Annotated in this window: 10 protein-coding genes; 4 read left to right on the top strand and 6 right to left on the bottom strand. The window is 51.5% G+C overall.

Annotation, left to right across the window (positions count from 1 at the left end; translation table 11 throughout):
• From ACO0K9_RS26780 to ACO0K9_RS26765, 4 genes are all read right to left on the bottom strand, one after another.
• On the bottom strand, positions 1–5,167 hold a 5,167-nt coding region (locus tag ACO0K9_RS26780), incomplete at its 3' end, for a DUF4347 domain-containing protein (RefSeq protein WP_422990236.1).
• Between the two features lie 150 nt (positions 5,168–5,317).
• Positions 5,318–6,163, bottom strand: a complete 846-nt coding sequence (locus ACO0K9_RS26775) for a sulfotransferase (RefSeq protein ID WP_422990234.1) — start codon at positions 6,161–6,163, stop codon at positions 5,318–5,320.
• Entirely contained in the window at positions 6,160–6,762 is a 603-nt protein-coding gene (cysC, locus tag ACO0K9_RS26770; RefSeq protein ID WP_422990232.1) for an adenylyl-sulfate kinase, read from the bottom strand. The genes ACO0K9_RS26775 and cysC overlap by 4 nt, the downstream gene beginning before the upstream one ends.
• Positions 6,763–7,038: 276 nt before the next feature.
• Positions 7,039–7,368, bottom strand: a complete 330-nt coding sequence (locus ACO0K9_RS26765; protein ID WP_422990230.1) for a DUF6916 family protein — start codon at positions 7,366–7,368, stop codon at positions 7,039–7,041.
• 89 nt (positions 7,369–7,457) lie between these two features.
• On the opposite strand from ACO0K9_RS26765, the gene ACO0K9_RS26760 reads away from it, so the two are divergent.
• From ACO0K9_RS26760 to ACO0K9_RS26745, 4 genes are all read left to right on the top strand, one after another.
• Positions 7,458–7,994, top strand: a complete 537-nt coding sequence (locus ACO0K9_RS26760; protein WP_422990228.1) for a GNAT family N-acetyltransferase — start codon at positions 7,458–7,460, stop codon at positions 7,992–7,994.
• Entirely contained in the window at positions 7,981–8,688 is a 708-nt protein-coding gene (locus ACO0K9_RS26755; protein ID WP_422990226.1) for an aspartyl/asparaginyl beta-hydroxylase domain-containing protein, read from the top strand. Before ACO0K9_RS26760 ends, ACO0K9_RS26755 begins: the two co-directional genes overlap by 14 nt.
• A gap of 20 nt (positions 8,689–8,708) precedes the next feature.
• Positions 8,709–9,755 carry a sulfotransferase gene (locus ACO0K9_RS26750; RefSeq protein ID WP_422990224.1) on the top strand — a complete coding sequence of 349 codons (1,047 nt, stop codon included), beginning with the start codon at positions 8,709–8,711 and terminating at the stop codon, positions 9,753–9,755.
• A gap of 352 nt (positions 9,756–10,107) precedes the next feature.
• Complete coding sequence (locus ACO0K9_RS26745) at positions 10,108–10,785, top strand: phage tail protein (RefSeq protein WP_422990222.1); 678 nt, start codon at positions 10,108–10,110, stop codon at positions 10,783–10,785.
• Between the two features lie 60 nt (positions 10,786–10,845).
• Here the strand turns inward: ACO0K9_RS26745 and prmC are convergent, their stop codons facing one another.
• The gene (gene prmC / locus ACO0K9_RS26740; protein WP_422990220.1) at positions 10,846–11,694 is read right to left on the bottom strand and encodes a peptide chain release factor N(5)-glutamine methyltransferase; all 849 of its coding nucleotides are present in this window, start codon (positions 11,692–11,694) and stop codon (positions 10,846–10,848) included.
• Positions 11,694–12,200: a disulfide bond formation protein B gene (locus ACO0K9_RS26735; protein ID WP_422990218.1), complete on the bottom strand. Its 507-nt coding sequence runs from the start codon at positions 12,198–12,200 to the stop codon at positions 11,694–11,696. Before ACO0K9_RS26735 ends, prmC begins: the two co-directional genes overlap by 1 nt.
• Between the last annotated feature and the right edge of the window lie 50 nt (positions 12,201–12,250).

The raw sequence follows: 12,250 nt of genomic DNA, 5'->3' as shown, positions 1-12,250 counted from the left end.
TGACATCGTTTGTCGCACCGATAGTTTTAACCAGATTGGTGCCAGTGACGGCGAAGATGTGGGTTGTACCGTCGTAAGTCGCAGATGTAATCGTTGGTGCTGTGACGTTGGAGACTGTCACAGCATTGGTAGCGTCTGCTGCTGCACCAACCGTGCTATCCCAGTTCAGGGCACCAGCCAGATTGAATGTAGTGCCACTGACCGCATTGGTTCCATTATTATTCAATAAACCATTGATCACCAGTTTGTCAGCCGCACTCAAAGTGATTGTAAAGCTGGTAGCGCTGGTGGCGGTGGTGTTGCCGCTGGTGAGTGCATAGGTGCCGCCGCTGTCACCCGTCAGTGTCAAATTGGCTGCAACGATGGCGTCGCCGGTGACCATGCCTGTGCCAGTCACCAGCAAGGTTCCGGCACTGGCATCATAAGTGGCCGAGGTAATCGTTGGTATCACAACATTTGAAACAGTAATCCCGTTACCTGTCAGGTCGGCAACGACGACAGCAGCGTCTGCGCCAGCAGTCCAGTCCTCAGCGGCAGCCAGGTTATAGGTGGTGCTGTCGCCAGAAGAGGTGCCATTGGCATTGAGCAGGGTTCTCACACCTGCCTTGTCGGTGGTGGACAAGACCAGGGTGAAGCTGGTGTCCGACGTAATTTCTACGTTCGCGGTATCAGTCAGGGTATAAGTACCGTTGGCCTGGCCTTTGATGGTGAACTTGTTGGCGACGATGTCATTGGTCGTACCTGTCAGATGCGTAAATCCTGTACCAGTGATAACCAGATTGCCCGTAGCAGCATCATAGGTGGCCGAAGTAATCGCAGGCACCGCAACATTGGATGCGGTGATACCGTTGCCAGCCAGATCAGCAACGACGACAGCAGCATCAGCACCTGCTGTCCAGTCTTCTGCAGCGGCGAGGTTATAAGTAGTGCCACTGGTGGAACTGGTACCGTTCTTGTTGATGATCTGATTGATGCCGGATTTGTCGGTGGCACTCAGGACGAGGGTAAATTGTGTATTACTGGTGGTGGCGATATCGACATTGCTGGTGTTGGTCAGGGTATAAGTGCTGCCACCCTCACCAGTCAGCGTGAATTTATTAGCGACAATATCGTTGTTTGCACCAGTAAGCTGCAGGAAACCTGTACCGGTGACAAGCAGAGTTCCGGTAGTGGCATCATAGGTGGCAGAAGTAATGGTTGGTACAGGTACATTTGACACAGTCAGCGGGTTGGTGGCGTCAGAAATATCGCCATTCGTAATTGTGCTGTTCCAGTCGTCAAATGCGACCACATTATATGTTGATCCGCTGGTCGACGTTGCGCCGTTTTTATTGAGAAAACTATCAACAATAATCCTGTCATTGCCACTTAACTGAACGGAAAAAGTGGTGCCATCTGTAATCTCAACATTGCTGGAAATGACAAGTGTGCGTCCTGTTCCCCCTTCGCCAACGATGCGCAATTTATTCACTGTAATATCATTGGTCGCGCCTATGACACTGACCAGGCCTGTGCCTGTGACAGTCAAGATACCTGTTGCAGCGTCATAGGCAGCCGAGGTAATCGTTGGTGCTGTGACGTTGGAAACGGTCACACCATTGGTAGCGTCTGCTGCTGCACTAGCCGCGCTATCCCAGTTCAGGGCACCAGCCAGATTGAATGTAGTGCCACTGACCGCATTGGTTCCATTATTATTCAACAAACCATTGATCACCAGTTTGTCAGCCGCACTCAAAGTGATTGTAAAGCTGGTAGCACTGGTGGCGGTGGTATTGCCGCTGGTGAGTGCATAGGTGCCGCCGCTTTGACCCGTTAGTGTCAAATTGGCTGCAACGATGGCGTCGCCAGTGACCATGCCTGTGCCAGTCACCAGCAAGGTTCCGGCACTGGCATCATACGTGGCCGAGGTAATCGTTGGTATCACAACATTTGAAGCAGTAATCCCGTTACCTGTCAGGTCGGCAACGACGACAGCAGCGTCTGCGCCAGCAGTCCAGTCCTCAGCGGCAGCCAGGTTATAGGTGGTGCTGTCGCCAGAAGAGGTGCCATTATTATTGAGTAGCGTCCTGACACCGGCTTTGTCAGTTGTTGACAGGATCAGGGTGAAGCTGGTGTCCGACGTAATTTCTACGTTCGCGGTATCAGTCAGGGTATAAGTACCGTTGGCCTGGCCTTTGATGGTGAACTTGTTGGCGACAATGTCATTGGTCGCACCTGTCAGATGCGTAAATCCTGTACCAGTGATAACCAGATTGCCTGTGGCAGCATCATAGGTGGCCGAAGTAATCGCAGGCACCGCAACATTGGATGCGGTGATGCCGTTGCCAGTCAGGTCGGCAATGACGACGGCGGCATCAGCACCGGCGGCCCAGTCTTCTGCAGCGGCGAGGTTATAAGTAGTGCCACTGGTGGAACTGGTACCGTTCTTGTTGATGATCTGATTGATGCCGGATTTGTCTGTTGCGCTTAAGGTCAGGGTGAAGCTGGTACTGGACGCTATCTCAACATTCGCGGTGTTTGTCAGTGTATAGGTCGCACCACCTTCACCTGTCAGGGTAAATTTATTGGCGACGATATCATTGGTGGCACCAGTCAGTGCACTCAATCCGGTGCCAGTGACAACCAGTACGCCAGAGGTGGAGTTGTAAGTTGCTGAAGTAATCGTAGGTACGGGGACATTGCTGACAGTAATACCGTTACCGGTCAAATCCTGGTTATTACTGCCAGTGACAGGACTATCCCAGGTATCGGCTGCGGCCAGGTTGTAAGTCGTGCCACCGGTGGAAGTCGTGCCGTTCTTGTTGAACAGGGCTTCAACAAGGGCAACATCCGTACCGCCTATGGTGATGCTGAAACTGGTGGCGCTGTTGATTTCTACATTGCCAGTCTGCGCAACTGAAAGAGTTTGTGTTGCGCCACCTTCACCAGTAATTGTCAGCTTGCTGACAGTGATATCGTTGGTGGCACCGATAGTCCGGACCAGATTGGTACCAGTGACGGTCAGTACGTGGCTGGTGACATTATAGGTCGCTGAGGTGATCGTTGGCGCTGTGACGTTCGAGACAGTGACGGCATTGCCTGTCAAATCGGCAGATGCGGCTGCTGTCACATCCCAGTTCGTTGCCGCTGCGAGATTAAACGTTGTCGTATCAAACGCGGAAGTTCCGTTTTTGTTCAGTATCCCGTTAACAGCGATCCTGTCGGTAGCAGCATCCAGCGTCACCGAGAAAGACGTGGCACCGCTGGTAGTGGGATTACTGGTCGCCCCAGTCAGTGTATAGGAGCCCCCCTGTCCTGTTAATGTGAGTTTGGTGACATCAATCGTGCCGCCATTGGTCATGTTGGCACCAGTCACTAGCAAGATACCTGTACTGGCGTCATAAGTGGCACTCGTTACTGTTGGACCCCACGCGGGGTCGGCGGTGCCAGTTCCCGTAGTGATAAAACTTTCAGTGCCGGCATTGCCACCACTACCGCTAGTACCTGCACTTTGACCATTTTGGGTGCCGCCTCCGGCGCCGCCTGATCCGTAGTTGTTCGAAGTAGTTACTGAAGCATTGGTATAGTGGAGCGCACCTTTGTTCAAAATGCCGCCAATACCTATACCGCCGTTAGCTCCGGGGACAGTGTTACTGCTGCCTGCGCCGCCACCGCCTGCACCCAGATTATTTGTGACAGAGCTTGATGACATATAAACTGTCGCACCGTTGGCAATATAGATGCCACCCGCAGCATTACCACCCAGACCCACTGTACCTGCTTGCGAAGCACCAGCCCCTGCACCACCACCACCAATGTAGCCAGTGGCTACACTACCGGCACGTCCACCGTTCCCACCAGCAGCGAGTCCACCTGTCGCCGTTCCACCTGCACCAGCAGTGGTACTTCCGCCTTTACCTGCTTGATTAACTGCACCGCCGCTGCCTCCAGTACCCCCTGTACCTGCACTGCCCGCAGTGCCAGGTGTACCACCGTTGTATGCGCCGCCATTGCCTCCGCCTTTGCTACTGAAACCACCACCACCACCACCACCATAGCCATAGCCGATGCCGCCGCCATTACCCCCACCGCCTGCAGCAACGTTGGCAGTAATAGTGGAATTTTTGATCGTGACTGTGCCGCCGGTGATATTCAAACCGGCACCCAGAGCATCTTGACCATTCAGGCTGTTGTATGCACCGCCATTACCGGAAACCAGGCCATGTTCTAACACAAGACCATTCAGGGTTACATTTCCGGTTGTAATAGTGAGGACGCGGCTGTTGTAATTTGCATCAACAATAACATCGGGCGTTCCGTTACTGTCCAAATCACCATTTATAGTCAGGTTTTGACTGATAGTTAACTGACCAGAAGTCAGTGTGACTGTCCGGCTGGCATTCGAGGTGACGGTATCGCCAGCACCGGCAGCAGCAATGGCATTGCGCAGGGAACCGGCGCCCGTGTCATTGCCATTGGTAAACGTCACTGTCGCCAACGAATGGTCGTAGTGATTTTCTGCATCCTTGGATAAAGCCGATGTTGCTTCAATCTTGCCGGTAGTAACTTCCAAATCCCAGTCACCACCTGCGCCAGTACGGTTGCTGGAAGCCGCCACATCCGCACCGGTCAATGTCGCCAGACTGGAGACGAAACTTGCGCCGTCATCGCCCGCTGCCAGGTTGCATGAATACACCAGGATGTCGCCACCAGGTACCAGCGCCTTACCAATGTTGGCCAAGGCCTCGCTATGGGTATTGAGGGTAGTGTTATCAAGGAAAGTTTTGCCTAACCAGAGCTGGCCCTCAAAGCCATGCGCGACGATTTGCACAGAATTGACCTGGTGTCCAGCCAGGTAGTCGGCCATTTGTTGCAGACCATCAGCAGTTTTATCCAGGAAAACGACTTCTGCGTTCGGAGCCAGGCCCTTCAGCAAACTTGCGCTATCCGTTACCCGGCTATCAACAAATACGACATCATGGGCAATGGGATTGCTTGCACTGGCAACCGGGGCAGGTGCCGCTGGTGTTGCCATCATGGTGGCCGTCATAGTTGCCGGCGCAGGCGCAGTCAGGGCTGGCGGTGCCAAGGGGGCCGCCTCTACCTGAATGTCATGGGCCTGAACAGGTGCATTATCGTGTTCAGACAGATTGTCTTGTGGGCGAAGGGAATTGGGCGTATTTATCATCATCGGGCCTGGCTAAAGTGTGGACGTTAACTTCATGTACAAATTACGGACGAAATGCAAAAAAGTAAAACAGTATATTTCTACAGTGTAAGCAGATCGTAAGAGCGCGTTCTGATTTGCTGACAGGGACGACATGCTGTGTTCATGGATTTATGTCTCCACATTGGCCGGTGTTTTTTCCGTGATGACATTGCTGCGGCTATTGCTGGTGTCATTCCAAAACGACAAGGAGGCAAATTTTTCAAACAGATCCGGCGGCAAAATGGTTTTGCGTTTTTCAAAACTGACGTATTGACGTACCTTGTGCAGTCCATGCATACCAAGTGGCGCATCAAATTCCGGCGCGTCATAGCTGACATTGCGGTAGTCATGCTCAAATTCAGGTTCACCCAGGAATTGATAAATCAGAGGCATCACCTTTGCCGGCACCTGCGCCAGGAAGTCATAGTCAACGATAAGCAAAGAGTTCGCATGTTCACCGTAAAACGCCTCCTTGAGTGCAGTCCATGGATAGCCGACCAGGCGGTTTGCCTGGGCCAGGGTTTCTACCCGACTGTACACGGTATTGCGTTCCACGTCGTCATTAAACAGGCGGGTAATTTCATAGGGATTGGCGCGGTAACGACGCTCCAGACTATCCATGATCCAGGCCACATTACGCACACAGGCAATCACCTTGGAGTCAGGAAACTGATCCATCAATACCGGCATATGGGCACTCCACATGCGATTGGTGTCGAAGATGACTTCCTTGCCCGTCTGGTCTGCATAATAGGAATCAAAGATGCCGCGCGTCAGCCGACGTCTTTGTTCTTTGCTGACCACGGTTCCAAATTCACTGCCAGCACCCAATTGATTCAACATGCCACGAAACAGGCTGCCAACCGGGCTGGTCATACCAGCATGGAAGCGTGGATTTTGTAGCAACAGTGCTGCCAGCAAGGTCGAGCCCGAGCGTGGCAAGCCAGAAATGAAATGGTATTTTGCAGCTGTCATAAAGTACTGAATTCTTTAGCGTAAGAGAAAAGTTGATCGATCGCATCAGACAACGCTGTCTGACTGGTATCAATGACGCAGTCTGGCGAAACAGGTGCTTCGTAAGGTGCAGAAACGCCAGTCAATTGCAATGCTGGGTCGTTTTTTGCCCTGGCATACCAGCCTTTGGGATCGCGTTGCTGGCAGATGTGCAAAGGCGTAGCGACATAGGTTTCAATGAAGCGCTGTGTGCCCACGATGTCTCTGGCCAATGCCCTGCCGCTGATGGTAGGGGATACCAGTGCAACTATCGCATGAATGCCATTGCTGTTGAGCAGTCTGGCCATTTCTGCCGTACGGCGACCTTGCTCTTCGCGATCAGCAGGGCTAAACCCCAGATCACGTGACAGACCCTTGCGCAATTCATCGCCATCCAGAACACAAACCGGCAGGGCATGCGCACGCAGGCGATCTGCCAGGTTTTGGGCCAGGGTGGTTTTACCCGCGCCAGGCAGGCCACTTAACCACCAGGTTTTTGCTTCACCTTCGCATGTATTGGAGAGAGTCTTTATTTGTTCCTGATCACGCATCCGACCACCAACGATAAGCCTGAATAACATCGGGAGTCATTGATGCCCGATCCGAGATACTGCAATCTGATTGCCTGGTACTTCAAACACTTGCTTCGAAACTTCAGTCAGTGATATTTGCAAACTGCTTTTTTTTGATCAGCCTGAAACAACTTGATATCAGCGATTTCGCTGTTATCACTACATTTGCGTAGTTAAAGTATCAAAAGATTAACTGCAATACTAACATTGAAGCAATTGAAAATGGCAAGAAAGACGTGTTTCTTGCCATTTACTTGAGCATTAATTCCCTTGTGGAAATTTTAATTAATTGAAAAATGCCTGGTAAAAGAAGCATGTACTTCCGTCTTCATGTTTCTGCTTGTCTTGCCCCTTGTCGTAATCGGGCATCACGGGTGCCATCAACCATACATTCTGTCCCATCTCGGGGTGATGGACGATGTAGTTATCTTGTGACAGCAGCTTGGTACCAGTACCGGAAAATATCAGCAATAAAGGTGTAGGGAAGTGGTCTGGCAAGCCACGACGTGAACGCTCATCGACTTCTTCCAGTTTAAGTTCGATGTCACCTATGGAGGTTTCTATACGAAAGATATTACCAATATAGGCGTTGAGTTGCTCTTTGGAAAGTGTCATGGTTTTACGTGGTTAAAGTTTCACTTGCAAGAACACACAAGCATAGGCAGGATGATAATCATGTGATTTTAATCATCTTGGGAGTACTTGTGTACAAATTAACTGGCGAGCGTCAATTGCGATTGCAAAGAGAGGACGATCAGGCTTTCCTGGATGTGCTGTATGCGAGCCGCCGTCAAGATTTGCAACAATTGCCTATGGATGCCGTTGTCGTTGCACAAATGATCAAGATGCAACAACATTTGCAGATGGTTGGTGTGCGGCAACATTATCCAGAAGCACAACATTACATTGTTGAGCAAGCTGGCAAGTCAGTGGGGCGCGTGATCATTGATGTCGGTGCAAACGACTTGCATCTGGTGGATATAGCCATTGCGCCAGAAGTGCAGCGCAATGGTATCGCCAGATCGGTATTGTTGGCCATGCAAGAACAGGCACTGGAAAAAAACCTGGGCATCAGTCTTGCGGTGGAATTGCGCAACCCAGGGGCAAGGGCGTTGTATCTGCAAATGGGCTTTTTGGTACAGAGCAGTGATGGTTTGTTCGAGCAAATGCATTGGCGTGGTGGTATTGGCATAGGTGCTGCGACTGGCAGACAAATGGAGCAGCCTGATGTCGCAGCCTAGTCGTTATTTGAAGTTACCATTTTCTTTTGATCTGACGCGCTTGCGCGCAGAGTTAAATCAGTTGCAAGCATCGCAATGGATCAGCCATTTCAATACCAATGCATACGAAAACAATTGGCTGTGCCTGCCTTTGCGCGCAGTGGATGGCCGTATCGATCACATCATGCCGGTCAACGAAGGGCGCTTTCAGGACACCGCGTTATTGCTGGGCTGCCCCTATATGCGGGAAGTGATTGATGTCTTCCAATGCGAAAAAACCTCGATACGCCTGATGTCGCTGGAAGCTGGTGGCGTCATCAAGGAACACAGGGACGACGCTACCTCACTGGAAGACGGTATTACGCGTTTGCATATACCGATTAACACCACGCCCGATGTACTGTTTCGCATTGACGGGGAAGAAGTACATTTTTCGGCTGGTGACACCTGGTACCTGAATGCCAGTTGCCTGCATGCCGTGCGTAATCCTGGTACGCAAGCCAGGGTGCATCTGATGCTGGATTGTGTCAGCAATGCCTGGCTGGAAGAGGTGTTCCTGGATGCAGGCTGGGTCGCCAGGCCAACATCAAAATATCCGGACCCTTCCATCAATGATGGCAATGTGTTGGCCGTGATTGAGCAACTGCGTGCGGGCAATCAAGTGGCTGGCATCAGCTTAGCGGATGCACTCGATGTCATCAGGTTGGCTGGCTGATGTGGATGAGCGTTTAAAAAATGAATATGAAGCAAGGCTTTGCTGCCGAAGAACGCGCGTTGCTGCATGGTCAGCAGATTGATGCCTCCACTGTCGACAGCATGCAGGGCTGGTTTCCGGTAGCGATTGCTGCGGAAACGAATAGCTTGTGGTGGCGTTATTTGGGCGAAAAAAGATTCACGGAATCTTTTTTCCAGGACAGCCTGTCCGCACAAACCTATGCGGAAAGGCAGGTATGTCATACGCCGCTAGCAAGGCTGGATGCGCTGTCTCATGGCATGCAAAGTATTGTGCCGACGGCGTTTATTTTTCATGTGTCACGTTGCGGTTCAACCTTGCTGACACAGATGCTGGCATCGCTGCAGCAGTGTGTCGTGCTGTCAGAGCCGCCGGTGCTGGATGCATTTTTTCGCCACTACCATCATCAGCCTGACATGCCGGGTGCCCTTGATTTGCTGCGGCAACTGGTGGCTGTGCTGGGCCAAAAACGGCATGTTGCCGAGACGCATTTTTTTATCAAATTCGATAGCTGGCATATGCCATGGCTGGCATTCATACGCGAGGCATTTCCTGATACGCCGTTTATCTTTCTGTATCGTGAACCGGAGGCGGTGCTGGCTTCTCACCGGCGTCAGCGCGGTCCACAAATGATACCTGGCCTGCTCGATACCACCAGGCTGCAAGTGCATTGCCAGCATCTGCCTGTTGCAGACATGGATGGCTATGCGGCTGCGGTGTTGGCAGCCTTATTTGCTGCCGGTCTGGAACAGGTCCAGGCATCGCGTCTGCATTTGTTGAATTACTCGCAATTGCCGGCGATTCTATGGGATCAATTGTTTGCCCTGTTTGGGCTGGATTGTGATGAGGCACAATTGTCCAGCCTGAAAGCAAGATGCACTTTGCATTCCAAGCACAGGCACATGCCTTATCAAGGCGATCCGCCTGCTGGTGAAAGACAGTTGGCACAATGGGAGCAATGGGAGCAATTGGAGCAATTGAATAGAGATGCAGTAAAGCAATGCAAGAAGATCTATGATGAACTGGAAAAATTACGCTCTGAAACATGATTTTTTGTGATGGGCTGTTGCAAAATTGCGTCGTCTTGTCATCGCTGTACTGTGGCTTGTTCCCTATAGGATGACGCATGTGTATTTTGCAATCGCTTTGCAATTTATTAAAAAAAAGCAGGTGTATTTTTTCTAATAAGGATTGTAGAATTGGTTTGCTTTTTTTGAAATTGCTTTTCGCAAGTATACGAGGCTGTTGCAAAGTTAAGATGGTCAGGTGTTGACGTCGCCATAGCCTCCGGAAAAGTTCCTGATTAAAGCAGTTGATGAAAGTCCTTACTTTTATCAGGGCATCTCTGTATGCCGGATTATTTAATCCCTGTATCAACCACAACTTGAATTGGAGTAAGTAATGGATGCATTTATGGGCACTATCTTGGCTGTTGGTTTTAATTTTCCACCACGCGGCTGGCTGTTTTGTAATGGGCAAGTAGTTTCTATTGCGCAAAACTCGGCGATGTTTGCCTTGCTAGGCACCATGTATGGCGGTGATGGAGTGAGCACCTTTGGTATTCCAGATTTGCGTGGTCGTGTTGCGGTTGGTTCACAAGGTCAAGGCCCTGGTATTTCAAATGTTGCACAAGGTGAAAAAGCTGGTGTGAATAATGTCACTGCGAATGCCACCGGCACCGGTAGTGTAACTTTGACAGAAGCGAACCTGCCTGCGCACACGCATACAGCGACACTGAATGTGACGGGCTTGTCAGCTAATACAACGATCAATGTAGGCACTGGTACCAATGGTGGCCTTGCTGCCGTAGCAAATAATGGTGGTTTGACCAATACAGCTGGTGGGCAGGCTGGCGCAGCCATTTTCTTGCCTGCCGGTACAGCTCCAACTACACCGGTAGCCTTGGGTGGTGTTACAACTGCAATCGTAGGAACTGGTACTGTAACCAATGCAAATACAGGCTCAGGCACGGCTACTGCATTCCCTGTCACCACGACATCGACCAACTCTGTCATGCAACCCTACCTGGGTTTGAACTACATCATTGCGATGGAAGGTATTTTCCCATCCAGGAATTAAGCTAAGCTCTTACCTAAAAAAATGGCGCTTCATGCGCCATTTTTTATGTCTGCTTTCGCTTTACTTCGCTTGTTTGAGAGGTAGCCTGCCACCCGATACCCGCTCTATTCCTGCCAGGTCTTGCCAGCTTTGTACCTGTTCAAAACCTGCCTGCAGCAACATGGCACGTACTGCTGTTGCCTGGTCATAACCGTGTTCCAGCAAAATCCAGCCGTCTGCTTGCAGATGCAGGTGTGCCGCACCGATCAACTGGCGGTAGGCAGTCAGGCCATCGGCATGGTCCGTCAGTGCATCTGCCGGTTCAAAGCGCAAGTCGCCTTGTTGCAAATGACTATCGCCAGCGACGATGTAGGGCGGGTTGCTGACGATGGTGTGGAATTGCCTGCCTGCTACCGCCTGATACCAGTCGCTTTGCAATAATTCTAATTTGCCTGGCGTTAAATGACGGCGGGCATTTTTTTTCGCCACGGCCAGTGCTGCTGCGCTGATATCTAGTGCGGTGACTGCCAGGTCTGGTCTTTGATGGGCGACGCAGACGGCAATCGCACCAGAACCAGTACCCAGATCCAGCAAGCTGGAATTGACCGGCGCATGCTGGATGGCCAGTTCCACCAGCAGTTCTGTATCTGGCCGTGGGATCAGCACATCGGGTGTGACGTGAAAGCGCAGGCCAAAAAATTCCCGCTCCTGCACGATGTAAGCGACCGGCTCGCCAACCAGGCGACGCTGGAATAAATTGCTGATCTGTGCCAGATGCTCGTCGCTTAATACCTGGTCTGATTGCGTGATCAGTTGTGTGCGCGATAAACCCAGGCCATGCATGAGCAGGACGCGGGTATCAATACGGTCCAGCGGGCTGGCTTGTTCGCAGGCGGCAATCGTCATGCCGGGGTAAAGCCAGTCCAGCATTAGCGTGATGGGCCAAACATGCCGCGCTGGGTTTTTTGATTGCGGATCAGGACGTACAGAATGGCAACGATAAAGACGCCGAAAAAGATCGCTGCCCATGCCGGCAACGACAGGCCCAGGGTAGGTGGGTAAGGCGTTTCACATAGTCCATCCGCCCTGAACATGGCAGGCCAGACCTGTGCCATGAGCATCTTGTTCAGACCGGTTTCCAGCGGGTCTATACCGCAGGACATGGATGGGGTGGACATAATCCAGACATGTTTACCAGCGGCAGCCAGGCCGACCATGGCAGAGATCAGTGCCATACCGGTTGCCAGACGGTGTCCGGTACCTTGAAGTCCGACAGCCACGATGCAAAAGACGGCGACCAGGGCAAAGGCATAACGCTGGAAAATGCAATACGGGCAAGGTAGCATTTTTTCAACGATTTGCAGATACAGGGCTGCGCCCAGCAAGGCGATACAAATGACGGCAATCGACAGCAGGATTTTTTTCGACAGATTCATGGTGTGCGCAATGAAAGAATGGGTGTTGGATGCAGACTATGGATTTTAGT

It is taken from the genome of Undibacterium sp. Ji50W (genome assembly GCF_049340445.1).
Classification (GTDB): Bacteria; Pseudomonadota; Gammaproteobacteria; order Burkholderiales; family Burkholderiaceae_D; genus Undibacterium.
The sequence above is the reverse complement of the archived record's forward strand: the minus strand, read 5'-3'. Positions and strand labels throughout refer to the sequence as shown.

What these genes read in the sequence shown, in the direction of transcription:
- ACO0K9_RS26775 (WP_422990234.1), bottom strand. Translation starts at nt 6,163, where the DNA reads ATGACAGCTGCAAAATACCATTTCATTTCTGGCTTGCCACGCTCGGGC.
- cysC (WP_422990232.1), bottom strand. Translation starts at nt 6,762, where the DNA reads ATGTTATTCAGGCTTATCGTTGGTGGTCGGATGCGTGATCAGGAACAA.
- ACO0K9_RS26765 (WP_422990230.1), bottom strand. Translation starts at nt 7,368, where the DNA reads ATGACACTTTCCAAAGAGCAACTCAACGCCTATATTGGTAATATCTTT.
- ACO0K9_RS26755 (WP_422990226.1), top strand. Translation starts at nt 7,981, where the DNA reads ATGTCGCAGCCTAGTCGTTATTTGAAGTTACCATTTTCTTTTGATCTG.
- ACO0K9_RS26750 (WP_422990224.1), top strand. Translation starts at nt 8,709, where the DNA reads ATGAATATGAAGCAAGGCTTTGCTGCCGAAGAACGCGCGTTGCTGCAT.
- ACO0K9_RS26745 (WP_422990222.1), top strand. Translation starts at nt 10,108, where the DNA reads ATGGATGCATTTATGGGCACTATCTTGGCTGTTGGTTTTAATTTTCCA.
- prmC (WP_422990220.1), bottom strand. Translation starts at nt 11,694, where the DNA reads ATGCTGGACTGGCTTTACCCCGGCATGACGATTGCCGCCTGCGAACAA.
- ACO0K9_RS26735 (WP_422990218.1), bottom strand. Translation starts at nt 12,200, where the DNA reads ATGAATCTGTCGAAAAAAATCCTGCTGTCGATTGCCGTCATTTGTATC.